General features: G+C 73.2%; 26 protein-coding genes. 13 read left to right on the top strand and 13 right to left on the bottom strand.

The window, feature by feature from the left end; all coding sequences use genetic code 11:
* Positions 1-21 precede the first annotated feature (21 nt).
* Positions 22-873: an SGNH/GDSL hydrolase family protein gene (locus amrb99_RS17040; protein ID WP_241755630.1), complete on the bottom strand. Its 852-nt coding sequence runs from the start codon at positions 871-873 to the stop codon at positions 22-24.
* A gap of 99 nt (positions 874-972) precedes the next feature.
* Between amrb99_RS17040 and amrb99_RS17035 the strand changes: the two genes are divergently transcribed.
* On the top strand, positions 973-2,259 hold the full coding sequence (locus amrb99_RS17035) for a helix-turn-helix domain-containing protein (protein WP_347256717.1): 1,287 nt from the start codon (positions 973-975) through the stop codon (positions 2,257-2,259).
* On the opposite strand, the gene amrb99_RS17030 is transcribed toward amrb99_RS17035, so the two are convergent.
* The gene (locus amrb99_RS17030; protein WP_190856959.1) at positions 2,256-4,025 is read right to left on the bottom strand and encodes an FAD-dependent oxidoreductase; all 1,770 of its coding nucleotides are present in this window, start codon (positions 4,023-4,025) and stop codon (positions 2,256-2,258) included. The two genes, amrb99_RS17035 and amrb99_RS17030, sit on opposite strands and share 4 nt — an antisense overlap.
* A 191-nt stretch (positions 4,026-4,216) precedes the next feature.
* Here amrb99_RS17030 and amrb99_RS17025 point away from each other — a divergent pair, with 191 nt between their 5' ends.
* Together amrb99_RS17025 and amrb99_RS17020 are read left to right on the top strand one after the other, a co-directional pair.
* Positions 4,217-4,846 (top strand): hypothetical protein, encoded by a 630-nt coding sequence (locus tag amrb99_RS17025; RefSeq protein WP_190856958.1) that lies wholly within the window; start codon positions 4,217-4,219, stop codon positions 4,844-4,846.
* Positions 4,827-5,042, top strand: coding sequence for a hypothetical protein (locus amrb99_RS17020; RefSeq protein WP_190856957.1), 216 nt, complete (start codon positions 4,827-4,829; stop codon positions 5,040-5,042). The genes amrb99_RS17025 and amrb99_RS17020 overlap by 20 nt, the downstream gene beginning before the upstream one ends.
* Before the next feature lie 42 nt (positions 5,043-5,084).
* On the opposite strand, the gene fusA is transcribed toward amrb99_RS17020, so the two are convergent.
* Together fusA and amrb99_RS17010 are read right to left on the bottom strand one after the other, a co-directional pair.
* On the bottom strand, positions 5,085-7,115 hold the full coding sequence (gene fusA / locus amrb99_RS17015) for an elongation factor G (protein WP_190856956.1): 2,031 nt from the start codon (positions 7,113-7,115) through the stop codon (positions 5,085-5,087).
* Between the two features lie 125 nt (positions 7,116-7,240).
* Complete coding sequence (locus amrb99_RS17010) at positions 7,241-8,065, bottom strand: hypothetical protein (protein ID WP_190856955.1); 825 nt, start codon at positions 8,063-8,065, stop codon at positions 7,241-7,243.
* 192 nt (positions 8,066-8,257) lie between these two features.
* On the opposite strand from amrb99_RS17010, the gene amrb99_RS53175 reads away from it, so the two are divergent.
* Positions 8,258-9,559 (top strand): phosphodiester glycosidase family protein, encoded by a 1,302-nt coding sequence (locus tag amrb99_RS53175; protein ID WP_206699974.1) that lies wholly within the window; start codon positions 8,258-8,260, stop codon positions 9,557-9,559.
* A 1-nt stretch (position 9,560) separates the two neighbouring features.
* Here the strand turns inward: amrb99_RS53175 and amrb99_RS17000 are convergent, their stop codons facing one another.
* The 8 genes from amrb99_RS17000 to amrb99_RS16965 all read right to left on the bottom strand — a co-directional run bounded on the left by amrb99_RS17000 (position 9,561) and on the right by amrb99_RS16965 (position 17,062).
* Positions 9,561-10,640 (bottom strand): FUSC family protein, encoded by a 1,080-nt coding sequence (locus amrb99_RS17000; RefSeq protein WP_190856954.1) that lies wholly within the window; start codon positions 10,638-10,640, stop codon positions 9,561-9,563.
* A gap of 69 nt (positions 10,641-10,709) precedes the next feature.
* Positions 10,710-11,510 (bottom strand): VOC family protein, encoded by an 801-nt coding sequence (locus amrb99_RS16995; RefSeq protein ID WP_190856953.1) that lies wholly within the window; start codon positions 11,508-11,510, stop codon positions 10,710-10,712.
* Entirely contained in the window at positions 11,507-12,301 is a 795-nt protein-coding gene (locus amrb99_RS16990; RefSeq protein ID WP_190856952.1) for a VOC family protein, read from the bottom strand. Before amrb99_RS16990 ends, amrb99_RS16995 begins: the two co-directional genes overlap by 4 nt.
* A 125-nt stretch (positions 12,302-12,426) precedes the next feature.
* A complete protein-coding gene (locus amrb99_RS16985) occupies positions 12,427-12,984 on the bottom strand; it encodes a hypothetical protein (protein WP_190856951.1) in 558 nt (185 codons plus the stop codon).
* A 64-nt stretch (positions 12,985-13,048) separates the two neighbouring features.
* On the bottom strand, positions 13,049-14,314 hold the full coding sequence (locus amrb99_RS16980; protein ID WP_190856950.1) for an alpha/beta hydrolase-fold protein: 1,266 nt from the start codon (positions 14,312-14,314) through the stop codon (positions 13,049-13,051).
* A 293-nt stretch (positions 14,315-14,607) separates the two neighbouring features.
* Positions 14,608-15,090, bottom strand: a complete 483-nt coding sequence (locus amrb99_RS16975) for a hypothetical protein (protein ID WP_190856949.1) — start codon at positions 15,088-15,090, stop codon at positions 14,608-14,610.
* Positions 15,091-15,506: 416 nt separating this feature from the next.
* Positions 15,507-16,475, bottom strand: a complete 969-nt coding sequence (locus tag amrb99_RS16970) for a TIGR03557 family F420-dependent LLM class oxidoreductase (RefSeq protein WP_190856948.1) — start codon at positions 16,473-16,475, stop codon at positions 15,507-15,509.
* A gap of 50 nt (positions 16,476-16,525) precedes the next feature.
* The gene (locus tag amrb99_RS16965) at positions 16,526-17,062 is read right to left on the bottom strand and encodes a DUF892 family protein (protein WP_190856947.1); all 537 of its coding nucleotides are present in this window, start codon (positions 17,060-17,062) and stop codon (positions 16,526-16,528) included.
* Between the two features lie 258 nt (positions 17,063-17,320).
* Between amrb99_RS16965 and amrb99_RS16960 the strand changes: the two genes are divergently transcribed.
* The 8 genes from amrb99_RS16960 (at position 17,321) to amrb99_RS16925 (ending at position 23,390) form a co-directional block, all read left to right on the top strand.
* Positions 17,321-17,608 carry a hypothetical protein gene (locus amrb99_RS16960; RefSeq protein ID WP_190856946.1) on the top strand — a complete coding sequence of 96 codons (288 nt, stop codon included), beginning with the start codon at positions 17,321-17,323 and terminating at the stop codon, positions 17,606-17,608.
* Positions 17,609-17,718: 110 nt separating this feature from the next.
* Positions 17,719-18,015, top strand: coding sequence for a hypothetical protein (locus tag amrb99_RS16955; RefSeq protein WP_190856945.1), 297 nt, complete (start codon positions 17,719-17,721; stop codon positions 18,013-18,015).
* A gap of 170 nt (positions 18,016-18,185) precedes the next feature.
* Complete coding sequence (locus tag amrb99_RS16950) at positions 18,186-19,511, top strand: hypothetical protein (RefSeq protein ID WP_190856944.1); 1,326 nt, start codon at positions 18,186-18,188, stop codon at positions 19,509-19,511.
* Positions 19,512-19,723: 212 nt separating this feature from the next.
* Positions 19,724-19,909, top strand: coding sequence for a hypothetical protein (locus amrb99_RS16945; protein WP_190856943.1), 186 nt, complete (start codon positions 19,724-19,726; stop codon positions 19,907-19,909).
* Positions 19,910-20,000: 91 nt separating this feature from the next.
* Positions 20,001-20,546, top strand: a complete 546-nt coding sequence (locus amrb99_RS16940; RefSeq protein ID WP_190856942.1) for a TlpA disulfide reductase family protein — start codon at positions 20,001-20,003, stop codon at positions 20,544-20,546.
* The gene (locus tag amrb99_RS16935) at positions 20,543-22,423 is read left to right on the top strand and encodes an ABC transporter ATP-binding protein (RefSeq protein WP_190856941.1); all 1,881 of its coding nucleotides are present in this window, start codon (positions 20,543-20,545) and stop codon (positions 22,421-22,423) included. Before amrb99_RS16940 ends, amrb99_RS16935 begins: the two co-directional genes overlap by 4 nt.
* Entirely contained in the window at positions 22,408-22,935 is a 528-nt protein-coding gene (locus amrb99_RS16930; protein WP_190856940.1) for a MauE/DoxX family redox-associated membrane protein, read from the top strand. Before amrb99_RS16935 ends, amrb99_RS16930 begins: the two co-directional genes overlap by 16 nt.
* Entirely contained in the window at positions 22,932-23,390 is a 459-nt protein-coding gene (locus amrb99_RS16925) for a S26 family signal peptidase (protein ID WP_190856939.1), read from the top strand. The genes amrb99_RS16930 and amrb99_RS16925 overlap by 4 nt, the downstream gene beginning before the upstream one ends.
* A 35-nt stretch (positions 23,391-23,425) precedes the next feature.
* Here the strand turns inward: amrb99_RS16925 and amrb99_RS16920 are convergent, their stop codons facing one another.
* Positions 23,426-24,274, bottom strand: a complete 849-nt coding sequence (locus amrb99_RS16920) for a BTAD domain-containing putative transcriptional regulator (RefSeq protein WP_190856938.1) — start codon at positions 24,272-24,274, stop codon at positions 23,426-23,428.
* A gap of 490 nt (positions 24,275-24,764) precedes the next feature.
* Between amrb99_RS16920 and amrb99_RS16915 the strand changes: the two genes are divergently transcribed.
* Positions 24,765-25,799 carry an alpha/beta hydrolase family protein gene (locus tag amrb99_RS16915; RefSeq protein WP_190856937.1) on the top strand — a complete coding sequence of 345 codons (1,035 nt, stop codon included), beginning with the start codon at positions 24,765-24,767 and terminating at the stop codon, positions 25,797-25,799.
* The last annotated feature ends 18 nt before the right edge of the window (positions 25,800-25,817 follow it).

Genomic DNA, 25,817 nt, shown 5'->3' with positions numbered 1-25,817 from the left:
GAACGCGGCGCCCTGCCGTCTTCAGGAGGCGTCGATCACGCCGCGGATGACGGAGGCGTAGGCGGCCTCACCGGACGCGTTCGGGTGCAGCGGCGCGGCCGCGTGCACCGGGACGTAGCCTTCGAGCCACCGCTTGGACGCCGACTGGCACGAGTCGTGCCCGGCGCTCGGCGTCACGAGGTCGATGTAGGTGTCGCCGTGCGCCTCGGTCTGCCGCTTGATGACCGCGTTCATGGCGTTGACCGAGCCCTGCAGGAAGTTCGCGTCCGTGGGCAGCACGGGCTGCACCGGCCAGCAGCCGTTCGGCTTGATGTAGAGGCCGTAGCCGGTGACGACGATCCGGGCGTTCGGGGACCGCTGCCGGATGCCGTCGAGCACCGCCGACAGCTTCGGCTCGAACTCCGCCGTGCGCTGCGCGACCTGCGCCTCGTACGTCCCCTTGCAGGGCGTCGCCGTCGGGTCGAGGGTGGCGCAGTTCTGCGCGACGCCGACGAGGCCGACGTCGTTGCCGCCGATCGTCAGCGTGACCAGCGACGTGTCCGCGGTCAGCGCGTCGAACTGCGGCGGGACGGTCCCGGTGTCGACGCCCCCGACGCTGGTGTCCTGCGACTGCGTCATGTGCTTGGTGGACGCGCCGCTGCACGTCACGTCCGCCAGGTTCAGGCCCATCGCGGAGGCCAGGTCGTGCGCGTAGTTATGGGTGGACCGGCCGCAGCCGACGTTGCCTGTGATGTCCGGGATGAGGGGCCCGGACGCCATCGAGTCGCCCAGCGCGACGTACCGCCCCGCCGCCGCGTGGGCGGGCCCGGCGACCGCCAGGGCCGCGGCCGCCGCCACGATCGAGCCGACGACGCCGCCGAACAGACGCTTCATCTCTTCGCTCCCTGGCCGCATGGACGATGTTGCCGTGATCGTCCAGACTTTTGACACACCGTTCAATTGGTGCGGGCGCAGAGTTTCCCGGGAGCCGTTGTGCCGGAGGACAACAAGGGGTCGCTGAGCACGGCCGGGCCGCCTTCGGGCCTGGGCGGGCCGCCTTCGGGCACGGCCGAGGGGGCGCTGTGCATGGGCGGGCGGCCGCTGGCCGCCCATCTGCGGGCGCGCGCGCCGGAGCTGACCCGCCGCGTCCTGGCCCGGCTGCTGGACGAGCTGCCCGTCTACGCCGAACTGCCGCAGGAGGAGATCGCCGGGGACATCGCCGGGATCGTCCAGCACAGCCTCCGCCAGTTCGCCGACGTGCTGGAGCGCCGCCGCCCCGCCGCCGCCGGCGAGTTCGGGCGGCAGCGCGACTCGGCCGCGCTGCGCGCCGAGGAAGGCGTCCCGCTGGAGGCGATCCTCACCGCCTACCGGATCGGCTCGGCGATGGCCTGGGACGAGCTGGCCGCCGGCGCCCGGCCGTCCGACCTTCCCGACCTGCAGGAGGCGCTCGGCTACTTCGTCGACTTCCAGGCGCGGCTGACCACCGCCGTCAGCGGCTCCTACCTGGAGGTCCGGCAGGTCCTCGACAGCCAGGAGCAGGGCGGGCGGCACGCCCTGATGACCGCGCTGCTCGCCGGGGAGCCGCTCGACCTGATCGTCCGCCGGACCGGCCTGCGCCCCGCCGCCCGGTACGCGGTCCTCACGCTCGCGTTCACCCGGACGCCCGACGAGCGCGGCACCGGCCAGCGCGCCCGGGTCGCCGCCCGCCGCAAGATCCGCCGCGTCCGGACGGTGCTGGACCGGTTCGCCGGCGAGCCCGCCCTCACCGCGCTCGACGCGTCGGGCGGCACGGCGCTGCTGCCGTTCGCCGCGCCGCCGTCCTGGGACCTGGTGCACGACCTCGTCGCGCGGGCCGGGAAGGCCGCCGACACCCGCGTCACCGCGGCGGCGGAGATCACCGGGCCGTCCGGGATCCCCGCCGCCGTCACCCAGACCGCCGAGATCATCGACCTCGTCCGCGGGACGGGCCGGCCGCCCGGCCTGTACCGGCTCGCCGACGTCCTGCTCGACTACCAGCTCAGCCGGCCGAGCGGCGCGCTCGCCCTGCTCGCCGGGCTGCTGGAGCCGCTCGACCGCAAGCCCGAGCTGCTGCACACGCTGCGCCGCTACCTGGCGGACAACCTGGACCGCCGCGCCACCGCGGCGGCCCTGCACGTCCACCCGAACACGGTCGCCTACCGCGTCCGCCGGATCTGCGAGCTGACCGGGCTCGACCCGGCCCGCCCGACCGACCTGCAGCTGCTCAACGCGGCGCTGGTGGCGCGCCGGTCACTCGGCTAGGGCCAGCGCGGGTCGAGGACGTCGAACTCGTGCGGCAGGCCCAGCGCGTAGCGGACCTTGTCGTTCGCCTTGAACAGCGTCCACAGCGGCGACTCGTACAGTTCGTGCACCGAGCAGCGCGAGGCGTTCGACCCGGCCGCGTCCAGCAGCGCGTTGACCGCCTGCCGCCCGCCCTGGTTGGCGCCCTCCATCGTCGTCACGTTGATCGGCGTCTTCACCCAGTCCCCGGCGAGGAACAGGTTCGGGATCTTCGTCTTGGAGTCGGGCCGGAGCTTCCACGAGCCGGGCTGCTGGATGAACAGCGGCGTGTCGTTGGTGACGCCGCCGCCGCTGCGGACGATCGCCGGGTCCAGGAACCACGAGTGCAGCATGTCGTCGGTGAGGACGGTCCCGGTGTCGTTGAGGTGCGCCTTGATCTCCGCCCACGCCTCCGCGGCGATCTCCGCGGGCGTGCACTCGCTCGCCTTCTTCTTGTTGAACGTGCCGGGCGTGAACCAGTCGGAGATGATGGACGACAGGCAGTCCTGCACGGTGCCGTCCCCGTAGGTGGAGAAGTCCCGCTTCCAGAACTGCTCCTGGCTGATGGACGTGACCGCCCACGCGGAGTCGCCGTAGTTGACGTGGCCGGGCGCCAACGGCAGTTTCTTCTTCAGGAAGAACTGCAGGCCGGTCATCCAGTCCGTGCGCAGGCCCTTGATCCCGGCGAGGGTGGGGTCGGCCTTGAGGACGTCGTCGCTCAGCAGTTTCACGGCCCGCTCGCACGGCATCGAGACGATGTACCAGTCGGCCGCGACCGTGCTGGAATTCCCGTTCGCGGTCACTCCGGCGCCGGTGACGGCGCCGCCGGAGATCTGCAGCGAGTCGACGTTGCAGCCGACGTGGAAGGTGACGCCGAGGCTCTTCAGGTACGCGATCCACGGGTCGAGCCACATCTCGGACGTCGACCCGTCCAGCACCCGGTCGACGGTCCCGCCGGGCTCGTTGCCGAGGTCGAGGATGCTCCACACCGTCGCCTCGCCGACCTTGGCGATCGAGTGGGTGCTGGCGTCCCTGGACTTGGTCGCGGCCAGGTTGCGGATCGTCCCGTCGGTGATGAACTTGTTGTACTCGTCGGAGAACCGGTCGGCGCGGATGTAGTCCGACCAGGTGATGTTCTCCCACTGCCCGAGCTTGCGCGCGTCGCAGCTCGTGACGTAGACGAGCAGTTTCTGCGCGGCGAACGCCGCCTCGGTGAGCGACAGCTTCGCGACGGTCTGCAGCCCGGACTGGATCGTCGCCAGGAAGCTGGCCTTGTCGTAGATGCTGGAGTCCGGCGGCAGCGGGAACGGGAACGGGATGGTCAGGTCGGGCCGCCCCTGCCGCGACATCATGTACGCGTCGGCGCGGACGAGGTTGTCCCAGCATCCGTTCCTGTTGCCCGGGAACGGCGTCCGGCGCATGTTGTCGGTCAGGTTGAAGTAGAAGCCGGGGAAGAACCGGAACCCGTGCTCGCCCGGCAGGTCGAGGCGCCCGCCCGTCCCGGTGCCGGGCGGGAAGATGCTGCGCGCCTTCCCGCCGAGGGCCGTGCGCTCGTAGACGTCGACCTGGAAGCCCCGTTCGGCCAGTTCGTGGGCCGCGCTCAGCCCGGCGACGCCGCCGCCGAGCACCGCGACCCGCTTCCCGCCCGCGGCCCGCGCGGGCGCGGGTCCCATCGCCAGCGCTCCGGCCGTGGCCGCGCCCACCAGTCCGGCGTCGCGCAGGAACCTTCTGCGCGTGCTCTCACCCATGGTGACCTCCTCTGGCGCTCCGGTTCGTCCGGAGCCCGCAGGGCGCCCCGCGCCCCCGACCGGGCGCTGCATAAGTGTTGAGTTACTTGTAACACGCTATTAACGCGCCGCCAATAGAGACTGAAAGTCCGCCAATACCCCCGCCGGGCCGAGCGGAACGGGGCGGCGGGACGGGGCGCTAGGTTGCAGAGGTGTTCCGGATCTTCAGGCGCCGGCGCGGAGCCGAGCTCACCGCCGTCGAGGCGGACATCACCGCGTTCGGGGAGGCGCTGGCGGCGCACCCCCTGGAGCCTGCCGAGCACGCCGCCGACGCGGATCTGCTGGCCGACTACGGCCGCGCCCTCGACGCGTACGAGCGGGCGAAGCGCGCGTTCGACGGAGACAGGGACCTCCTCGACGCCGAGGACGTGATCCGGGCCCTGGACGCGGGACGCCACGCGCTGGCCTGCGTGGACGCACGGCTGGCGGGCCGGCCGGCGCCGGAGCACCGTCCGCCGTGCTTCTTCGACGCCCGTCACGGCCCGTCGGTGCGGCGGGCGGTGTGGGCTCCGCCGGACGGGACCGCGCGTCCGGTGCCCGTGTGCGCGGCGGACGCGGTGCGGCTGGAAGAGGGCCTCCCGCCGATCGAGACGGGCCGCGCCGCCGGGTCCGGACGCCGGAAGCGGGAGCGGGAGCGGCCCGAAGAGCCCGCCGGCGCGGCTCCGTTCGACGCGCCTCCCGCGGGAACGGCGCCGGGGAGCATCGTCCGCAGGAAGGGCAACGCCCGCGTCGAGCTCTCGGAACGGGATCTCGGGGCGGGGCATGTACGCGTTCCGCCATGAGGGCGGGCGGCTCCCGATACGGGTCCGGCAGAAGGGGCGGGGGGCGTTCGCGCTGCTGCGGTTCTCGTGGGCGTGCACGCTCGCGGGGTCGGTGGTCGCCGGTTCGGGCTCGTTCACCAAGGCGGCGGAGATTCCGGGACCCGGGCTCCTCCTCGTGCGCACCAGCGGCGAGTGGGTCGTGGACGGCGTGGAGTGATGAGGGCCGGCCGCACGGGCTGGGCCCGTGCGGCCGGGTGGGTCAGGCGGTCGCGGTCACCTTGGCCGCCACGGCGTGCGGGACCTCGGCGTACGAGTCGAACTGCATCGAGTGGACCGCGCGGCCCGAGGTGGCGCCGCGCAGGTGGCCGACGTAGCCGAACATCTCCGCCAGCGGGACGAGGGCGCGGACGACCTCGGCGCCGCCCCGCGACCGGGTGCCCTCGACGCGGCCGCGGCGCGCGTTGAGGTCGCCGATGACCGCGCCCATGTGCTCGGCGGGCGTGGTGACCTCGACGGACATCACGGGTTCGAGCAGCACGGGCGACGCGCGGCGGACCGCCTCCTTGAAGGCCAGCGAACCGGCGATCGTGAAGGCGAGCTCCGACGAGTCGACCGGGTGGTGGTCGCCGTCGAGCAGGGTGACGCGCACGCCCGTCATCGGGAAGCCGGCGAGCGGGCCGGTCCGCATGGCCTCCTGGCAGCCCTCGTCCACGGACGGCACGAAATGCCGCGGAACGCGCCCGCCGGTCACCCGGTTGACGAACTCGTAATGCCCCTCGATCGGCTCGATGGAGAGCTGGACCTTCGCGAACTGCCCCTTTCCGCCGTTCTGCTTCCGGTGGGTCACCTCGACCTTCGAGGCGGCCCGGCGAACCGTCTCCCGGTAGGCGACGCGCGGCCGGCCGACCGCGGCGTCGACACCGTGCTCGTCCCGCAGGCGGGCGACGAGGACCTCGAGGTGGAGCTCCCCCATCCCGCCGATGACGGTCTGGCCGGTCTCGGCGTCGGCGTGCACCTGGAAGGACGGGTCCTCCTCCGCGAGCCGCTGGACGGCGGCGGCCAGCCGCTCGTGGTCGCCCCGCGCGCGGGGCTCGATGGCGACCTCGATGACCGGTGCGGGGAAGTCCATGGACTCCAGCACGACGGGGTGCGCCGGGTCGCAGAGCGTCTCGCCGGTCGTGGTCCGCTTCAGGCCCATGACCGCGACGATGTCGCCCGCGCCCGCCGACCCGATCTCCTCGCGGCTGTTCGCGTGGACGCGGTAGATCTTGCCGATCCGCTCCCTTCCGCCGGTGACGGCGTTCAGCACCGGCGTGCCGGCCTCCATGCGGCCGGAGTAGATCCGGACGAAGGTGAGCCGGCCAAGGTGCCGGTCGGTCATGATCTTGAAGGCGAGGGCGGACAGCGGTGCGCGGTCGGACGCGGCGTGCGGGCCGCCCGCGACGTCCAGCGGCGAGGGCAGGTACCGCGCGATCGCGTCCAGCAGCGGCTGGACGCCCTTGTTCCGGTACGCGCTGCCGCACAGCACCGGGGTGGCGGCGGACGCGACGGTCAGCCGCCGGATCGCCTCGTGCAGCCGCTCGGCCGCCGGTTCGGCGCCCGCCACGTACAGCTCCATGATCGTCTCGTCGTGCTCGGCGAGCGTCTCGACGAGCCGGGCCCGCGCGCGCCGCGCGTCCGCCGCGAGCTCGGGCGGGACGGGCCGGGCGTCCGGTTCGCCGTCGCCGGACCAGACGAGCGCGCGCTCCTCCACCAGGTCGACGACGCCGGTGAAGCCGGACTCGGCGCCGATCGGCAGCTGCAGGACGAGCGGCACCGCGCCCAGCCGGTCGGCGATCATGTCGACGCAGCGGTGCAGGTCGGCGCCCGCGCGGTCGAGCTTGTTGACGAAGCAGACGCGCGGGACGCCGTACCGGTCGGCCTGCCGCCACACGGTCTCCGACTGCGGCTCGACGCCGGCGACGCCGTCGAACACGGCGACGGCGCCGTCGAGGACGCGCAGGCACCGTTCGACCTCGATGGTGAAGTCGACGTGGCCGGGCGTGTCGATCAGGTTGATCGTGTGCCCGCGCCAATGGCAGGTCGTCGCGGCGGACGTGATGGTGATTCCGCGCGCGCGTTCCTGGTCCGTCCAATCGAGCGCGGTATTCCCGTCGTGCACTTCCCCGATGCGGTGCGAGACGCCGGTGAAGTAGAGGATCCGCTCGGCGGTGGTGGTCTTGCCGGCGTCGATGTGCGCCATGATCCCGATGTTGCGAACGGTCGTCAGGTCAAGGAAGGTCGCGGTCATCGGGAATCACTCCTTTTCTGGCTCTCGCCGGTGGGGCCGCGGAAATGTTCCGCGGCCCCGCGACGATAACCGCGGGCCCGGAATCGGCGCCAAAGGTTTTCCGGCGTTCTCCGGGCCCGGAGCGGTCAGCCCGCGGGGTTGAGCAGTCCCGCGGAGACGACGGCGCGGCCGAAGGGGCGGGCCAGGTCGGCGAGGCGTTCGCAGCCGTCCTCGCCGAGGGCGGCGTAGGCGGGCAGCGCGAGCTCGTCGGTGCGGTCCTCGATCCGCTGCCGGAACGCCTTCCCCTCGGCCGAGAGCTCGTCGCCGTCGAGGAGGCCGCGGGCGCGCAGCGCCTCCTCCGTCGCGGCCCATTCGTCGGCGGGCCACGAGCGGGTGGCCTTGAGGAACGGCGTCGGAATGGTGCCGGTGGCGGCGTGCAGGACGAGCGCTTCGAGCGGCGCGACGCCCGCGTCCGTCAGTGCGGCCACGTGCCCGTCGCCGCGGAACTCGCGGAGCAGGGTCTGGGCGTGCCAGAGCCGGTCGATCGGCTCGTCCGGCCAGGGCAGGGCGGCGTGCGCGGCGAACAGGGGGCGGCCGTGCAGGTGGTCGCGGGCGGCCTCGGCGGCGCGGGTGGCGAGGCCGAGGATCTCGTCGAGGCCGTCGACGCGGTGGATGCCGGCGCGGCGCAGGGCGGCGCCGGCCGCGTCCAGCCGGGCGGCGAGCACCTGCTCGGGGGTCGCCTTCTCCCAGGCGGCGGGCAGGGCGGCGCGGACCAGGTCGGGGTGGAAGTTGTAGAAGGTCGCGATGACGACCTCGGCGGACGCGCGGCCGAAGGCGGCGGACCGGGAGGCGAAGTAGCCGGCGGCGCCGTCCAGGCCCAGCGCGGCGTAGCGCTCGGGTCCCTCCGGCACGAAGTAGATCATGCCGTGCACCGGTTCCAGCCGGCGCCAAGCCTCACGCGCTGCCCGCATCGTCCGCCCTCCGTACCGACCAGTAGGAATTCGAACGTAATTCTAGTTTCCGACGCCCGTCAATCCCCCGCGTCCCCCGGCGCACCCCGCGACCAGGAAGATCGTTGACGAAAGTTCGCACCGTCAGCACCGGCGGTTCACCCTTCCCGCGTCATGATCATCAGGCTGTCACCGCAGAGGAGGGTGGTACCGGTGGTGAGGAAGCGGACGGTGGCCGTCGCGGCGGCCCTGAGCGCGGCCGTCGTCAACACGGCGGTCCTGAGCACGGCGGCCATGGGCACGGCGGGCGCCGCCCCGGCGCCCCCGGCGGCGGACGGCGCCGGATCCGGCGAGCGCCGCGCCGCCCCCGCGGCGCCCGGTGCGGCGGCGGTCGCGGACCTGCGCTACACCTCGGCGCTGCGGCTCTCGCCCGGCGTCGTCGCGCGGACCTTCGAGACGTCCGGCATCGGCGGGAAGGCGGTCGGCGACCTGCTCGACGTCGACCTGCGCGCCCCGCACGTCCGGGTCGGCCTGCTGCACCCCGACGCGATCGCGCAGCGCGCGACGGTGTCGGGCATGGCGAACGCCCAGCACGCGATCGCGGGCGTCAACGGCGACTTCTTCAACATCAGCGAGACCCACGCGGGCGTGCCGCCCACCGGCTCGTCGTCCGGGCCGGAGGTGGACGGCGGCCGCGCGCTGAAGGCGGCCGTGCCGGACGGCCAGCGGTTCGGGCCCGCGCTGCCGCCCGGAACGTCCACCCGCGACGTGATCGGCGTCGGCACCGACCGGCGCGGGCACGTGGCGAGCCTGCGGCTGGCCGGGACGGTCCGCTCCCGGCTCGGGACGATGGAGCTGGACGGCCTCAACCAGTACGCGCTGCCCGTCGGCGGCGTCGGCGCGTTCACGAGCGACTGGGGCGCGGTGTCGCGGCAGCGCGCGGTCTGCGGCACCGACGACGCGCGCAACGACCCGTGCAGCACCGGCACCGCCGAGGTCGCGGTGCGGCGCGGCGTCGTCACGGCCGTCTCGGACACGGTCGGCGCCGGCGCGATCCCCAAGGACACGACGGTGCTCGTCGGCCGCGACGAGGGCGCCGCCGCACTGCGCGAGCTGCGCACGGGCGACCGGGTGAAGGTCCGGTACCGGCTGACCGGGAAGGTGCGGTTCCGGTTCGCGGTGGGCGGGTTCCCGATCCTGCGCGGCGGCCGCCCCCTCGACGGCCTGGACACCGCCGGCCCCGCGCCGCGCACCGCCGCCGGCGTGAGCCGCGACGGCCGCCACCTGTACCTCGCCGTGGTGGACGGGCGGTCGGAGACCAGCGGCGGCGTCACCGTCGCCGAGCTGGCGTCGCTGCTCGCGCGGGCCGGCGCGTCCGCCGCGGTGAACCTCGACGGCGGCGGATCGTCCGCCTTCGTCGCGCGCGGGCCCGGCGAGGCGTCGGCGACCGTCCGCAACGTCCCGTCCGACGGCGCCGAGCGGGCGGTCGCGAACGGGATCGGCGTGTTCTCCTGAGTCAGCGGGGCGGGCGCGGGCGCAGGTCGTCCAGCATGAGGCGGCTGAGCCGGAGGACCTCCTTCTGCGGGTCCCACAGGCCCGGCGCGTCCGTGCCCGCCCCGTGGTGCGGCCGCTCCAGATGGCGCTGCAGGCGCTCGGCGTCCGCCAGCTCCTCCTCGCCGGGCGCCTCGGGCAGCCGCCGGACGAGCCCGGCGAGCATCCCGATCACCCGCGCGTGGTCGTGCCGGAACGCCTCGGAGAACCGCAGCTCCTCGCTCTCCGCGTCCATCGCCTCCGCGTGGGTGGCGGCGATCGACCGCACGTACGTCGCCGCCTGCTCGAGCGTGTTCATCAGCCGGGTCGCGGGCCAGCGCTCCGGCTCGTCCCGCCACCGCATCCGGTAGCCGCGCAGCCTCGCCCGCGGGTTCGCGCGCATGCTGTCGCGGCCCTGCTCGTAGGCGTGCCGCGCCTGCTCCTGGACGGTCCGCAGCCGCTCGTCCGCCTCGTCCCAGCGCGGCCGCTCGTCCGGGTCGGTGACGGCGGCGGCGAGCGCGTCCATCGCCTCGGCGAGGACGTCGCGCGTCCGCTCCACCGCGTACTCGGCGCGGCGCAGGTGGAGCGGCGGGAACACCAGCGCGTTCACGGCCAGCCCCACCGCGAGGCCGAGCGCGACGTCCCCGAGCCGCGGCAGCGTGTACCCGACGGCGTCGTGGCCGCCGAGCAGCAGCGCGAACAGCGCGGTGAACGGGACCTGCGACGCCTGCCCGCCGAGCCGCCGCCACCCCGACGCCATCATGGCGAGGAACGGCACGACGGCGATGCCGGCGATGTTCGGGCCGATCCAGAGGCCGACCGGGATCGCGAGCGCGGCGCCGATGACGAACCCGGCGCCGTACGCGAGGCTCTCCCGGACGGACCGCACGACCGACGGGTACACGCCGAGCAGCGCGGCGAGCGGCGCGAAGTACGGCTCGGAGTGCCCGACGGCGTACCGCGCCGCCGCCCACGCGACCACCCCCGCGAGGACCGCCTTCGCGATGAGCTTCAGCCGCTCCCGCCAGTACCGCCACCCCGCCCAAGGCAGGACATATCCCCCCAACCCGCTGATCCGCACCGCACTCCGATTCCCACCGATCGCCCCCCGAACCACCGGCGCGGCGCGCGGCGGTCAGGAGCCGGGGCCGGTGGCGGTCCTTGGGGTGATGACGGCGAGGCGGGCGCCCGTGGGGTCGGTCATCGCCGCATAGCGGCCCGGCTGGACGTCGGCGGGCGGCACGCGGATCGTCGCGCCGAGCTCGGCGGCGCGGGCGGCGGCCGCGTCGCAGTCGTCCACCCAGAAGTACGGGATCCAGTGCGCCGGGTAGTGCGGCGGCCACCCGTGGTCCATGGCGACCATGCCGGCGACGGACCGGCCGTCCAGCTTCCAGTTCGTGTAGACGGAGCCGTGGTACTCGCGGTCCACCGCCTCCCAGCCGAACACCGCGCCGTAGAAGCGCCGCGCCCTGCCGGTGTCGCGGGACGCGAGCTCCGCCCAGCACATGGTGAGCGGCCGGTCGACGACGCCGAACTCGATGAGGTTGCCGGGCGTCGCGACGCCGAAGTCCGCCCCCTCCGGGTCCATGCACAGCGCCATCGAGCCGATCCCGGCGTAGTCCCGCGGCGGGGTCAGCTCCCGCCCGCCCGCGGCCTTCACCGCGTCGACGGCCGCCTGAAGGTCCGCCACCTCGAAGTAGCAGGTCCACGACGGCGGCTGCGTGTCGTCGGCGAGCGGCTGCATCCCCGCGACCTCCGGCCCCTGGACGCCCCCGAGCGTGAAGACGGTGTAGTCGCCGTAGCCGGGGACGCTCAGCGTGTAGGAGTACCAGCCGAACAGCTCGGAGTAGAAGGCCCTGGCGGTCTCCGGGTGCGGGCTCGCCAGGTCGATCCAGCCCGGCCGGCCGGGAGCGGGTCTCGCCGGCGCGTGCGTCACCGGGCCTCCGCCAGGCCGCCGGCGCCGGGCGCGATCACGGCCAGGCGCGCGCCGGCGGGATCGGCGAGGACCGAGTAGCGGCCCGGCGTGATGTCGGTGGGCGGCAGCAGGACGCGGCCGCCGAGCTCCCCGGCCCTGGCGGCGATCGCGTCGCAGTCCTCGACCCAGATGTACGGGATCCAGTGCGGCTCGGCCTCGTACCCGTTCCTGCGCAGGTCGTCGATGTCGACGATGCCGCCGAACGACCAGCCGTCCAGCTTCAGGTTCGTGTAAGGGGCGTGGTACCGGCGCTCGACCGCCTCCCAGCCGAAGACGTCGCCGTAGAAGCGGCGGGCCTCGTCGACGTCGTGGCAGGCCAGCTCCACCCAGCACATCGCGCCGGGCTCGTCGACGACGCCGGCGCCCTTGAGGTTGCCCGCCACCCAGAGCGCGAAGTCGGCGCCCTCCGGGTCCGCGCACAGCGCCATCTCGCCGAGGTCGGAGACGCGCATGGGCGGCACCAGCTCCTGCCCGCCCGCGGCCTTGACCGCGGCGACCGTGGCGAGGATGTCGTCGGTGCGGAAGTACACCGACCAGGACGGCGGCTGCGCGTCGTCGGCGAGCCGCTGCATCCCGGCGACCTCGGGACCCTGGACGCCGCCCAGGGTGAAGATGTCGTAGTCGTCGTACTCCGGGATGGTCAGCGTGTACACGTACCACCCGAACAGGCTGCAGTAGAACTCGCGGGACGCCTTCGCGTCGGGGCTCGCGAGTTCCGCCCAGGACGGTCGTCCGGGGGCGTGTCCGTTCACTTCGGGCATAGTCCAGCCTTCAGAGCGCACATGCCACCACGTTATGGGCGGATGTGCCATCGTCACGGACGCGGCGATTCCGGAATATCCCAAAAGCCGCCCAAAATTGCCCCAAACGGGAGCGTCTAGACGCTCACGACGTCCTGCAGCAGGCCCCACACGAAATGCGCCACGTACGACGACCCGTCCGGCCCGGCGAAGCCGACGTGCCAGCGGCTCGGCGCGTCGCCGTCCTGGTGCGCCAGCCCGTCCCACCGGGCCGCCAGATCGCCGACCACGCACGTCCACGGGGCGAGGTCGTCGACGGTCCGCAGCTCCGGCACCGGCGACCCCGGCTCCCGGACGAGCCACTCCCGCGCCACCGACCCGTCCGGCGCCATCGTGACCTCGAACCGCAGGCCGGGCCACAGCGGGAACGGCGGCCACGACGCCACCTCGCACACGACGTCGCCGACGCGCCGCTCGCCGGCGTCCGCGGGCGGGCCGAGGACCGCCTCGTAGCGGCGGCGCCCGCGCGGGAACGTCCGGGACCGCAGGATCCGCTGCCAGCGCGCGTTGACCTCGCGCATCTCGGTGCGCGAGGAGTCCAGCGCGCGCACCGCGTCCTCGACGAGGCCGGGCTGGTAGTCCGCCATCCGGCGCAGCAGCACGAGCTGGAACTCGCGCCGCGCCAACCCCTTCACGCGGCCACGCTACCGCGCGGCCAGGGACGTCCCGACGGGGCGCCGGCGGCCGGCTCCGCGGGGATCAGACCTTCTTCGCGCCGATCGCGGCCATCATGGCCGGCCAGCTGAGGTTGACCTCGCGGCGCCAGTACTTCCAGTTGTGCATGCCCGGGCCGTACAGGTGGGAGGTGATGGGGACGCCGGCGCGCTTGGCGGCGTTCACGAAGTTGACGGTCATCTGCCCGGCGAGGTCCTCGCCGACGCGTCCCGCGGCGCCGGGCGGGGTGTTCGGGTCGTCGTAGGGGCCCGGCTTGCCGTTGCCGGACGAGATGTAGACGCCCATGCCCTTGAGGTTGCGCACGTTGACGGCCGCGTCGTGCGCCTCCCAGTTCGACCGGTTGAAGATGGGGTCGCCCCAGATCGAGGTCCCCGCCTCCTTGTTCATCACGGTCAGCACCGCGGGCATGCCCGGCGCGGTGATGTTGAGGGGGCCGCTGTAGGCGGCGGCGTACTTGAAGTACCCCCGGTGGCGCTCGGCGTAGGTGATGGAGCCCTGCCCGCCGGACGACAGGCCCATCGCGGCGCGCGACGGCCCGGCGTGGAAGTTGCTCTCCATCAGCGGGATGACCTCGGAGATGTGGAAGCTCTCCCACTCGGGGATGCCGCCCTTGCCGCCGTTCCACCAGTTGGTGTACGAGCCGTTCGAGCCGCCCTCGGGCATGACGACCATCGCGTTCCAGGCCTTCGCGACGTTCTCGATGTGGCCGTCGTGGCTCCAGGACGTGTACTTGTTGTTGCCGCCGTGGTAGGCGTACACGACCGGGTAGGTCTTGGTGTCGCTCGCCTTCCAGCCCTTGGGCACGAACACCCGCGTCTGCACGACCGCGCCGAGCGCCGGGGAGGCGATGCTGACGTCGAACTCCTGCGCGTTCACCTTCTTGATCGCGGTGATGGTCGCGCCGTCGGGGGCCTTGCGGTACTTGCCGTCGCTGACGCCCGGGGGCAGGTGCGGCTTCTTGCCGTGCGAGCCCTTGTTCTTGTCGGGGTCGTTCGAGGCGGGCGAGCCGCCGGTGCCGAACGGGTTGCCGCCGTGCGTCAGCGGCACGTTCGGGACCTTGATCGGCTTGCTCGCGGAGGGGGAGCCGCTCGGCGAGGGCGAGCCGGTGACCTGCGTCGGCTGGGTGGGCGGCCCGAACGAGGGGATCGGCTGCGCGTTGCCGGCGGCCTCCGGCTTGCCCTTCGGCACCCCGACCCCGGCCTGGGCCAGCCCGACCATGACGGCCGGGAGGATCACTGCCGCCGCCGCCGTCCCGGCGATGGCGATCTTCCTGTCGGTACGCTTCTTCATGGACTCCCCAGCCGATCAGGCCGATCCGGACCGCGCGCCAGTCCCGGCCTTGTGCTCACTCGCCCGAAGAAACTACTGTCCCGGCAGTCACATCCGCAAGTATTGACAAAAATTACAATAATTCTCTCGGATTCCGGCTCGTCCGAATGTCGGAGTCCGAGCCGTCCGTTGTTTCCGGCCGCTTGCTCCTCCCCCAGCCGCCCTCCGCTCCCGCAGTACCGGAACGGCCGAGGACCCGGGCGGCACGGGGCCGCCCGGGTCTCACGCACTGTCAGGCGCCGGCTCTCAGCCGGTCACTGGGAGAAGACGTACTTGGCGGTGAGGGTCGCGGACGACGGGCACAGGAGGCCGCTCGTCTTCTGGACGGTCTGGTTGGTGAAGCTCACGGTGACCGGGAACGTGCTCCCGCTGTAGGTGCCGTGGATGGTGCCACCGTAGGTGCAGCCGACGGCGCTCACCGAGAAGCCGCTGAGGGTGGCGGTGCCGCCGCTCAGGCTGCCGCTCCACGGGAGGTTCTGCGGCGTCACGGTGACGCCGCAGCCCGTGATGGTCGCGGAGGTGACGGAGAGCGCGCCCGCCGTGGTGATGGTGCCGCCGAGGGTGGAACCGGTGCAGGACGCGGGGACGCCCGCATTGATCGTCATGGTTCCGGAGAGGTTCGCGGTGAAGGGGCCGGCCGTCCACGCCAGGGCGGGGGCGGCGGTCGCGGCGACGGCGATCGCGGTGGCGGCGGCGGAGGTCGAGGCGATGGCGGCGATCTTCTTGATGCGGGACAAGGCGGTCCTCGTTTCGGGACGGCGGGCGTCGCGCCTGCACCCGGAAATGGGGTGGGAGATCCGCGATCCGGACGTCCGTTCCGCCCATGTCGGGTGGGCGAAAGGAGCGTCCCGGCGTCGGGACCCGGTGCCCGGAAACCGTCGCGCCACTCGACATCGGCGACCGGACACCTTGGTAGAACGCGTTCTAGTGAGAACGTAGACAGCGACCGGGAATCCGTCAATACCCCGATTCGGATTCTCAGGCCACAGCCCCTGTCATCGCAGGACCCTGCCGAGTCAGAAAGGCACTGGAACCGAATCCTGCTGCAATTCGGACGGCAGGGAGATGGTCTTCGGGCAGCCAAATCGCATTCCGCGCCGTGAGGCCCGGCCGCGCCAGCGGACGCGCACCGGGGCCCCCGGGCGCGGGCGGGTCAGCCGAAGCGTTCCCGCAGTGCCGGGAGGAGGTCGCCCTCCGCCCAGGTGCGGAAGTCCTTCTGGTGGTCGGGCCCGCTCTGGCAGAACGCGATGTGCGTGAACCCCGCGTCCTTCCACTGCTGGACGGCCTGGAGGTAGTCCTCCACGTTGTCGCCGCACGGCACGGACTCGGCGACGTCGTCCGGCCGGACGGTCTTCGCTGCCGCCTCGAAGTTGACCGTGCCCGGAAGTTCCGCCATCACCCTCCAGGCCGGGGCCGAGAACTTCCAGTAGCGGTGCGCCCGCTGCTTGCACTCCTCATAGTCCTGCCCGTAGGCGACGGGGATCTGCCCGTATACGGGCTTGCCCTCGCCGCCCTCGCGGTGGAAGAGGCTCACCACGTCGCCGACGGGCTGGTCGGAGATGAGCAGGTCGGCGTGCCGCGCGGCCAGCCGCCCGGCGCGCGGGCCGAACGCGGCCATGCCGATCCGGACGGGCCGGTCCGGCACGTCCCACAGCTTCGTGGAGTCGACCCGGAAGTGCTTCCCCTCGTAGTTGACGTAGTCGCCGGAGAACAGCGCCCGGATGATCTCGACGGCCTCGGCGAACATCTCGTGCCGGACGTCCACCGACGGCCAGCCGCGCCCGACGACGTGCTCGTTCAGGTTCTCGCCCGCGCCCAGGCCGAGGGTGAACCGCCCGTCCGACAGCACCCCCATCGTGGCGGCCTTCTGCGCCACCACCGCCGGGTGGTACCGCATGATCGGGCAGGTCACGAACGTCATCAGCGGGATGCGGTGGGTCGCCTGGGCGAGGGCGCCGAGGACCGACCACGCGTAGGCCGAATGCCCCTGGTCCTCCAGCCACGGGAAGTAGTGGTCGGAGATGACGGAGTAGTCGAAGCCGGCGTCCTCCGCCTCGACGAGGTCGGTGACGAGCTGTTTGGGCGGTGTCTGCTCGCAGAGCAGCGTGTATCCGAATTCCATGACGGCTCGGTACCCGAGGGAACGCGCCCAATCGCCGGAACGCGCCGGATTCAGTTGCCGAGGAGGTCCATGATGTCGTCGGCGTGCTCCTCCTCCTCGGCGAGGATGTCCTCCATGAGGCGGCGGGTCGTGACGTCCCCGTCGCCGAGCCACCGGATGATCTCCTGGTACGACTCGATGACGATCCGCTCGGCGACCAGGTTCTCCTCGAGCATGCCCTTGAGGTCGCCGTCATCGAAGGTCTCGTACGTGGTGTGCGACCGCTTCGCCAGCGTCTCGGGGTTGAAGTCGGGGTCGCCGCCGAGCTGGCTGATCCGCTCCGCGGCGCGCATCGCGTGGTCGCGCTCCTCGTCGGCGTGCTCGGTGAACTCGGCGGCGACCTGCGCGCGGTCGATTCCGGTGGCGCTGATCGCGTGCCGCGAGTAGCGCATCCAGCAGACGATCTCGGTGGCGAGCACGTCGTTGAGGACGCCGATGACCTCGTCGGGACTGCGCTTGTAGCCGGTCGTCACCGGCCCGTCGGCCATCTTCTGCCGGGCGCGTTCCCGGATCCTCGCCACGTCGATGCTGAAGCTGCTCTCGGTCATGCCTCTCCTCCTGGTCAGCACGGATTCCCGTTCCCCTACCCAGCCCCAGATCTCCATGCCTGCAAGGCGAGACGGCCATACGGCCAGGTGATGGAAGGGTCGCGTAACGGCGCGACACTCACGGTGACGACACCCCTACTTGGACACGTTCTGTCACGCGTGCTATACGTAGAGCTATCTCGCCACGACCTGTGGTGGGAAAGGGACATCCGGGCTCCACCTTGAGATCCGGGCGTGACAAGGAAGAAAAGGAACCACATGAAGTCCTTCAGCTACACCGAGCTGGACAAGCTGGCCGGCGAGGTTCTGCCGGAGCGCGCGGTGCTGTCCACCCTTCTCGTCGGTGGCGGCAGCGACAACGACAACGAGAACCTCAACTTCAACCACGGCGGCGGCCACGACGGCGGCACGACCGCGGTCGTCCCGAACTGCCAGAGCAACATCACCCACTCGCAGGGCGGGCTCATCGGCGCGCTGGGTCTCAGCTCCGAGAACCCCAACTCGTCGTTCACCTGCGCCAGCAGCACGGTGGTCTCGGGTCACTGATCCGAAACGACGCACTAGCGGGCTCCGGCCCGCAGGGGAAGGGCTGGCGTTCTCCCGCCGGCCCTTCCCCCCTTTTTCCGGAAAATCTGTGACGAGCTGTAAGGCGACCGATGAGCCAGACCAACCCTCAGACGTTCAGCTACGCGGAACTCGACCGGCTGTCGGGCGAGGTACTACCGGAGCGGGCCGTGCTGTCGACCCTGCTCGCGGGCGGCGGCGACAACGGCAACAAGAACCTCAACCTCAACGACGGCGGGTCCGGCGCGGCCGACTCCGAGGTCACCTACGCCTGCCAGTACACGCACTCGACCGGCACGCCCGGCCTCCTCGGCACCGGCCTGCTCGCCGAGTCCGGCTACACGACGACGACCTGCGTCCCGGTCGCGGTCGGCCACCAGAACGCATGAGCGGAGCGCACCGGAAGGCCGCCTCCCCGCCACGAGCGGCCGCGAGCGCCCCCGCGCGCCCGGCGGGCACGGAACGCCCGCCGGGCACGGAGCCCCCGGCGGACGCGGAACCGCCGGGCACCGCTCGTCCCGCCGACGCGGGGCCGGCCGCGGCGGGAGGCGCGACGTCCGTGGCGACGGCGCGGCCCGCCGCGCTCCTCACCCTGCCGGTCCTGGCCGAGGGCGTGGAGCTGGTCGGCGAGTTCAAGAACTCCGGCTACCGCGAACCGCCGCAGCTCGTCTGCCTGCCGAACCGGCAGCTCGTCCGGCTGCCGCCGCTGCTGTTCCTGGTCGCGAAGGCGCTGCACGAGCACCGCGACCTCGCCCGCACCGCGGACATCGAGACGGCGCTGGACCGGGTGGCCGAGGCCGTCTCGCGCGAGGCGGGCGCCCGGCTCACCGGCGAGCAGGTCATCTACCTCGCCGACCGCAAGCTCGCGCCGCTCGGCGTCACCACCTACAGCGACGGCACCGCGCCGCCCGTGGTGAAGGCCGACCCGTTCCTCGGGCTCCGGTTCCGGATCGCGGTGTTCCCCGAGTCGGTCACCTGGTTCGTCGCTGGCCTGTTCGCCTGGCTGTTCCGACCGGTCGTGCTCGTGCTCACGCTGATCGCCGTCGTCTCCGCCGAGACATGGGTGCTCGCCACCCGGTCGATGAGCACGGCGCTGCAGCACGCCATCCTCGCCCCGGTGAGCATCCTGCTGATCATGGCGCTCGGGGTGGCGTCGTGCGCGTTCCACGAGATCGGGCACGCCGCCGCCTGCCGGTACGGGGGCGTCCGCCCCGGCGTGATGGGCTGCGGCATCTACCTGGTCTGGCCGGCGTTCTACACCGACATCACCGAGTCGTACCGGCTCGGCCGCCTCGGGCGGCTGCGCGCCGACCTCGCCGGCGTCTACTTCAACGGCATCTTCGTCGTCGCGCTGACGCTGCTGTATGTGGAGACGGGCTTCGAGCCGCTGCTCGTCGCCGTGCTGTACGTCAACCTCGAGATCCTGCAGCAGCTGCTGCCGACGCTGCGATTTGACGGCTACTACATCATGTCGGACCTCGTCGGGGTCCCCGACCTGTTCAAGTACATCGGGCCCATCCTGCGGCGCGCGCTGCTGCTGCGCCGCGCCGACACCCGGCTGAACGACCTGAAGCGCTGGCCGCAGATCTTCGTCACGATGTGGGTGCTGGTCATCGTCCCGGTGATGCTGTTCCAGCTCGGCCTGATCTCCACGCAGGTCCCCGGGCTGATCCGGATGGACTGGCGGAAGATCCAGGGCCTGGCCGCCGAGGCGGCGCACGGCGCCGGCGCGCTGCAGCTGATCGCCTCCGGGCTGCAGATCGTACTGCTGGTGCTGCCGCTGCTGGGACTCGCACTCATCCTGTTCCGGATGCTGCGCGGCGCGGTGCGGATGGCCGTCAAGTACGTGAACGGGCCGACCGCCGAGCCGGTGCCCGGGGCCTGACGCCCGCCCCTGCCCCTGACCGCGCGGAGCGGGCCGCCGATGTGGCGGCCCGCTCCGCCTTTTCTGTTGATCAGGGCCGCGCCGACCGCCGGGCACCCCGGACGCCGCGCCCGCGCCCGCGGCCGCGCCCGGCGGCTGTATCCAGCCTGTATCGGCTTTGTCGATCCCGCTCGTAGCGTCGCCTCCGTCCCTCGAAACGGAAGGAGCCGACCATGCTCGGAAAGATCGAGGCGCTGGGCGAGCGGATGCTCACCCGGCTGGTCCCGCGGACGCGCGCCGCGGCCAGCACCGGCTACTGGTGCTGGAACGAAGGGCCCTGCGGCATCGAGTGCCTGGTGAAGAGGTGCTGCTACCTGTCCGGCAGCGGCACCTCCTGCAGCTGCGTCTACGTCTGCTGACCCGCACGGCCAGGCACGTCATCGGTTGAGCGGCGGCCGGGAGGCGCTCCCGCAGCGGTCCCGGCCGCCGCCTCGCGAAAGGTGGTCCCCCATGCCCTTCCTCACCGCGCTCGTCGCCCTGGTCGGAGCCGTCTGCCTGCTCGACCTGGCGCTCACCCTCGGCGTGATCCGCAAGCTCCGCGAGCACGCCGACCTCATCTCCCGGCCGTCCGCCGGCGGCGGAGCCGAACGCCCGCCGATGCTCCCCGCCGGGGAGGTCGCCGCGCCGTTCGACGCGGTCGACACCGCCGGCGAGCCCGTCAGCCGGGACGCGCTGACCGGCCGCACCCTCGTCGGGTTCTTCACCCCGAGCTGCGACGCCTGCACCGAGCGGATGCCCGGTTTCCTGGCGGACGCCGCCGCCTTCCCCGGCGGACGGGACCGGGTCCTCGCCGTCATCGCCGCCGGGGAGGGGGAGGACCCGTCCGCCTACCGCGACCGGCTCGGCGGCGTCGCGCGCGTGGTCGTCGAACCGCACCGCACCGGGATCGCGAAGGCGCTGGCCGTCCGCGGGCTCCCCACGTTCTGCGTCCTGGACGAGACCGGCCGGGTGGTCGAGACCGGCCTGCCGTCCGACCGCTCCCCGGTCCCGGCATGACCCCTCGCCGCGGCACGGCCTCCCGCACCGGCCGGGTGCGGGAGCTGCTCGGCGGCCTCGCGGGCTCCACCGCGCTGGCCTGGTCGGCGGGCCGGACGCTGACGCTCCTGCTCACCGCTCTGACGCTGGCGCAGGCCGCCGCTCCGGTGTGCGTCGCCTGGTTCACCAAGCTGGCCGTCGACGTCCTGACGGAGCGGCCGGGCGGCGGGGCGGGCGGCGGGGCCCGGCTCGCCGCCGCCGGCGCCGGCCTGGTGCTCGCCGGGGCCGCCGCCGGCCTCACCCAGCACGTCACCCGCTACCTGCGGCAGGAGCTCGAACGGCGGGTCGGGTTCCTCGCCCAGGACCGGGTCTTCCGGGCGACCGAGCGGTTCGTCGGCCTCGGCCCGTTCGAGGACCCCGCCTTCCTCGACCGGCTGCGGCTCGCCCAGCAGGCGGGCGGCGGCGCGCCGGGCAAGGTCGTCGGCAGCGCGCTCACCGCCGTCAGCGGGACGATCACGCTCGCGGGGTTCCTCGGCTCGCTGCTGTCCGTCGGCCCGTGGCTCGCCCTGGCCGTGGTGCTGGCGACCGTCCCCGCCCTGGCCGCCGAGTTCCGGCTGTCGCGCCGCTGGGCGGCGATGATGCTGGCGATCGGCCCCGCCGAACGGCGCGAGTTCTTCTACCGGGAGCTGCTCACCACGGTCAAGGCGGCCAAGGAGCTGCGGCTGTTCGGTGTGGGCGGGCATTTCCGGACGCTGATGAACGCCGAACGGCGCGCCGCCGACGCCGAGCGCCGCCGCGTCGACCGCCGCGAGCTGGCCACGCAGGCGGGGCTCGCTGTGCTGTCCACCGGCGTCGCCGGGGCCGGGCTCGCCTGGGCGCTCGCCGAGGCGTGGCGCGGCCGTATCACGGTCGGCGACGTCAGCCTGCTGGTCGCCGCCCTCGCGGGGGCGCAGGCGGCGGGGGCGCAGCTGGTCACCCAGCTCACCGTCGCCCACCAGCAGCTGCTGCTGTTCGGCCACTACCGCGCGGTGACCGCCGCCGGCCCGGACCTGGCGGTCGCCGAACGGCCCGCCGTCCCGGGGCCGCTGACGGGCCGCATCGAGTTCGACGGGGTCTGGTTCCGGTACTCCCCCGAGCATCCGTGGGCGCTGCGCGGCGTGAGCTTCACCATCGAGTGCGGGCGCGCGACGGCCCTCGTCGGCCTGAACGGCGCGGGCAAGAGCACCCTGGTGAAGCTGCTGTGCCGGTTCTACGACCCGGAACGGGGCGCGATCCGGTGGGACGGCGTGGACCTGCGCGACCTGGACCCGGCCGAGCTGCGCCGCCGCATCGGCGTGGTGTTCCAGGACTACATGGAGTACGAGCTCACCGCCGCCGACAACATCGGGCTCGGCGACCTGGAGCGGCGCGGCGACCGGACGCTCGTCCGGGCGGCGGCCGAGCGGGCCGGGGCCGGCGCCTTCGTCGAGGCACTGCCGGGCGGCTACGACACGCTGCTGACGCGGGCCTTCACCGGCGGCGCGGACGGCGACGCCGAACCCGGGGTGCCGCTGTCCGGCGGGCAGTGGCAGCGGCTCGCCCTGGCCCGCGCGTTCCTGCGGGACGGCCGCGACCTGCTGATCCTCGACGAGCCCAGCTCCGGCCTGGACGCCGAGGCCGAGCACCACGTCCACGTCCGGCTGCGCGAGCACCGCGCGGGCCTGACGAGCCTGCTCATCTCGCACCGGCTGAGCGCGGTGCGCGACGCCGACACCCTGGTCGTCCTGCGCGACGGGCGGATCGTCGAGCGGGGAACGCACGCCGAGCTGATGGCCGAGGGCGGCGAGTACGCGCGGCTGTTCGAGCTGCAGGCCGGCGGATACCGGCAGGAGGAGGAGATGTCATGGACGAGGTCGTGACCGCCGTGCGGGTGCTGCTCGCGCTCGTCTTCGTGGCGTCGGCGGCCGGCAAGCTGCGCGGGAGGGGCGCCTACGCGCGGTTCACGGCGGCGACGGCACGGCTCGTACCGCACCCGGTGGCCGCCACCGCGACGCGGTGGATCGCCGCCGCGGTGGTCGGCGCCGAGGCCGCGGTGGTGGTGCTGCTCGTGCTCCCGGTGACCGCCGCGGCCGGTTTCGCGCTGGCGGCGGTGCTCCTGGCGGCGTTCACGGCGGCCATCGTCCGCGCGCTCGCGCGCGGCGACCGGGCGCCCTGCGCCTGCTTCGGCGACGCCGACACTCCGCTGGGGCCGCGCCAGGTCGTGCGCAACCTGTCGCTGGCCACCGCCGCGCTGGCGGGGCTCGGCGCCACGCTGTCCGGAGGATCCCACCTTCCGGGTGCGACGGGCGCGCTGTTCGCGGTCGCGGCGGGCTGCTTCGCCGCGCTGCTGGTCGTGGCGGCCGACGACATTATCGAGCTGTTCCGGCCATGAGCACCCTCGGCTGGTCCACCGCCGCCGTGCTCTGCGTGGTCGCCGCCGCAGGCGCGCTCGCGCTGCTCCTGCGGCGGCGTTTCACGGTCGTCGAGGTGTACGGAACGAGCATGGTGCCCACCCTCGCGCCCGGCGACCGCCTCCTGGTGCGCCGGACCCGGCTCCCCCGCGTCGCCACGGACCGGCTCGTGGTGGTGGAGGGCCCCTACTGGCAGGAGTTCGGCCCGAGGGCTCCCGCCGACCTACGCTGGATCGTCAAGCGCGCCGCCGCCGTGCCGGGCGAGCCGGTCCCCGCGCCGGTGCGCCCGGCGCTCCCGGCGGGCGCGGGCGCGGCCGTCCCGGACGGGCGGCTCGCCGTCCTGGGCGACAACCCCGCGCAGAGCATCGACTCGCGGCACTTCGGCCTGCTGCCCGCCGACGCCCTGCTCGGCGTGGTCGTCCGCCGCCTCCGGTGACGCGCGGTCCTGAGCCTGCCCTGGGGCACGCCGTCTCACGCCTGGCGGGTCTGCCAGTACAGGGGGCGAAGGCCGCGGTGGACGCCCCGCGTGCGCCATCGGGAGGGCACCTTGAGCCGGGGCTCCGGGACCCGGTCCAGCTTCGGATCGCGCTTGAGCACCGCCTGCTGGAGGGCGACGAGCTGGGGACCGGGATCGACGCCGAGCTGGTTCACCAGGACGTCCCGCGCCCGGGCGTAGGCGGCCAGCGCGCCGGCCGCGTCACCGCAGCGGTAGAGCGCGAGCATCAGATGCGCCCACAGCCGTTCGCGGGTGGGGTTGGCGGCGAGGTGCTCGTGCAGTTCGGCGGCCACCGCGTCGTTCTCGCCGAGCGCGAGCCGGGCCGCGGCGTAGGCGTCGACGGCCGACCCGCGCAGGTCCTCCAGCGCCTGCAGCCGGGGCGCGAGGGCGAGCGTGCGGGGCAGGTCCTCGGCCGCGCTGCCCCGCCACAGTGCGAGCGCCGCTTCCAGCCCGAGGGCGGCGCGGCGGGGCGCACCGGCCGCCAGGTCCGCGCGGCCGAGCCGCAGCAGGTGGAGGAACCGGGCGCTGTCGAGCTCGCCCGGCTCGACGGCCAGCGCGTAGCCGGGGCGCCGGGCGATCAGCCGCGGCGCGGAGTCGGCGAGCGCGCGCCGCAGCTGGTTGGCGTAGGTGCGCAGGTTGGAGACCGCGCTCTTGGGCGGCGCCTCGTCCCATAACGCGCTGGTCAGGAAGTCGAGCGAGACGGTCCGGTTGGGCTCGAGCAACAACGCGGTCAGCAGCGTGCGCTGCTTGGCGGAGCCGAGCGCGAGCAGCCGGTCCCCCTGGCGTACCCGCACGGGTCCGAGCAGGTCGAACCGCAGGCCCATCGTGCCCTCCTTGCCTCGCGGCCGCCGCGGGAGCCGGGCGCCACATGTCGACGGAGAATCGTGGGAGCGCTCCCATGAGCGTACGTTCATGATCTATCTCACTGTCAATCGACCGAAACACAATCGTTACATCGCACGCCGGGCGGCGCGTCGCCCTCCGCCCGCCGCCATCGCGCAGGGACTCCGGGACGCCCCTGGCGGGTCACCGGACGGCCACCGGGCAGGCGGCGGGCGTCCGAAAGGGCGTCCGCCACGACGCGGGTTCGGAAAACAATCTTCTCTGCGATTCCCCGGCAACGCGTAGAACGTACCTGAAACGGGAATCTACTCGGAGTAAGTAGCAGAATCCACCAATCTCGGAACGCACATCGGTACCGGGCCGCCTAACGGCCCGAAGGCAGCAGGCGGGAGCGCGACCCGCCCTTCGCCGCGCTGCGCGCATTCGCCGTACAACGGCGCTCCCCTTTTCCGGCCGGCCCACCCTGCCGGCATGCCCGGAAGGCCCGCATTGCTCCGACGCTCCACCCCCGTCGCAGGGCCGGGGTCCCTCGCCCTGCTGCTTCCCCTCGTCCTGGCCGCCGCGCTCGCCGCGGCCGTCCCCGCCGCCCGTCCCGCCGCCGCGGCGAGTTCCGCGACCGGCGCCGTGACCGGCGCGAAGGTGATCGCGGAGACGACCGTCGCGCCGCGGACCATCGACCTCACCGTCCAGTCCCCGGCGATGGGCGCGCAGGAGAAGGTGCGCCTCCTCGTCCCCTCCGGATGGTCGAAGAACGCCGCCCGCACCTGGCCGACCCTCTGGCTGCTGCACGGCGGCGTCGACGACTACACCGCCTGGACGCGCGGTACCGACGTCGCCGCCCTCACCGCCGATTCCCCCGTCATCGTCGTCATGCCGGAAGGCGGAAGCTGCGGCAATTACTCCGACTGGTGGAACTACGGAAACGGCGGGCCGCCCGAATGGGAGACCTTCCACATGAAGGAGCTCCGCGCCATCCTGGAGAACGGCTACCGGGCGAACGGGCGCCGCGTCATCGCCGGCAATTCCATGGGCGGTCTCGGCGCGATGCTGTACCCGGCCCGCTTCCCCGGAATGTTCGCGGCGGCCGCCGCCTTCAGCGGCTACGTCGACACCCTCTACGACTACGAGCCGGGCGACGACTCGATCGGCTGGGGCCCGTCCTTCTCCTGCCCCGGCACCGACTGGCGGCGCGTCTGGGGCGCGCCCGACGCGCAGGCCGCGATCTGGCACGCGCACAACCCGACCGACCTCGCCGGCCGGCTCGCGGGCGTGCGCCTCTACGTGGCCAGCGGCAACGGCACGGCCGGATCGCTCGGCGGGCTCCCGTTCACCGACCCCGTCGAGGCGGCGGCGAACGACGTCTCGCACGCGTTCGTCGACCGGCTGGACGCCCTCGGCATCCCCGTCACCACCCGCTTCTTCGACGGCCAGCACTCCTGGCCGTACTGGCAGCGGGACCTCCACGACGCCTACCCGATGCTGATGCGCGCCCTCGGCGTGTCGTGACCCGTGACCGGACGCCCC

The organism is Actinomadura sp. RB99 (assembly GCF_014706005.1).
In the GTDB taxonomy this organism is placed as follows: domain Bacteria; phylum Actinomycetota; class Actinomycetes; order Streptosporangiales; family Streptosporangiaceae; genus Spirillospora.
This window is presented reverse-complemented; position numbering and strand designations above follow the sequence as displayed.

What these genes read in the sequence shown, in the direction of transcription:
- amrb99_RS17040 (WP_241755630.1), bottom strand. Translation starts at nt 873, where the DNA reads ATGAAGCGTCTGTTCGGCGGCGTCGTCGGCTCGATCGTGGCGGCGGCC.
- amrb99_RS17030 (WP_190856959.1), bottom strand. Translation starts at nt 4,025, where the DNA reads ATGGGTGAGAGCACGCGCAGAAGGTTCCTGCGCGACGCCGGACTGGTG.
- amrb99_RS17020 (WP_190856957.1), top strand. Translation starts at nt 4,827, where the DNA reads ATGTACGCGTTCCGCCATGAGGGCGGGCGGCTCCCGATACGGGTCCGG.
- fusA (WP_190856956.1), bottom strand. Translation starts at nt 7,115, where the DNA reads ATGACCGCGACCTTCCTTGACCTGACGACCGTTCGCAACATCGGGATC.
- amrb99_RS17010 (WP_190856955.1), bottom strand. Translation starts at nt 8,065, where the DNA reads ATGCGGGCAGCGCGTGAGGCTTGGCGCCGGCTGGAACCGGTGCACGGC.
- amrb99_RS16980 (WP_190856950.1), bottom strand. Translation starts at nt 14,314, where the DNA reads ATGAAGAAGCGTACCGACAGGAAGATCGCCATCGCCGGGACGGCGGCG.
- amrb99_RS16970 (WP_190856948.1), bottom strand. Translation starts at nt 16,475, where the DNA reads ATGGAATTCGGATACACGCTGCTCTGCGAGCAGACACCGCCCAAACAG.
- amrb99_RS16965 (WP_190856947.1), bottom strand. Translation starts at nt 17,062, where the DNA reads ATGACCGAGAGCAGCTTCAGCATCGACGTGGCGAGGATCCGGGAACGC.
- amrb99_RS16960 (WP_190856946.1), top strand. Translation starts at nt 17,321, where the DNA reads ATGAAGTCCTTCAGCTACACCGAGCTGGACAAGCTGGCCGGCGAGGTT.
- amrb99_RS16955 (WP_190856945.1), top strand. Translation starts at nt 17,719, where the DNA reads ATGAGCCAGACCAACCCTCAGACGTTCAGCTACGCGGAACTCGACCGG.
- amrb99_RS16945 (WP_190856943.1), top strand. Translation starts at nt 19,724, where the DNA reads ATGCTCGGAAAGATCGAGGCGCTGGGCGAGCGGATGCTCACCCGGCTG.
- amrb99_RS16940 (WP_190856942.1), top strand. Translation starts at nt 20,001, where the DNA reads ATGCCCTTCCTCACCGCGCTCGTCGCCCTGGTCGGAGCCGTCTGCCTG.
- amrb99_RS16935 (WP_190856941.1), top strand. Translation starts at nt 20,543, where the DNA reads ATGACCCCTCGCCGCGGCACGGCCTCCCGCACCGGCCGGGTGCGGGAG.
- amrb99_RS16930 (WP_190856940.1), top strand. Translation starts at nt 22,408, where the DNA reads ATGGACGAGGTCGTGACCGCCGTGCGGGTGCTGCTCGCGCTCGTCTTC.
- amrb99_RS16925 (WP_190856939.1), top strand. Translation starts at nt 22,932, where the DNA reads ATGAGCACCCTCGGCTGGTCCACCGCCGCCGTGCTCTGCGTGGTCGCC.
- amrb99_RS16920 (WP_190856938.1), bottom strand. Translation starts at nt 24,274, where the DNA reads ATGGGCCTGCGGTTCGACCTGCTCGGACCCGTGCGGGTACGCCAGGGG.
- amrb99_RS16915 (WP_190856937.1), top strand. Translation starts at nt 24,765, where the DNA reads ATGCCCGGAAGGCCCGCATTGCTCCGACGCTCCACCCCCGTCGCAGGG.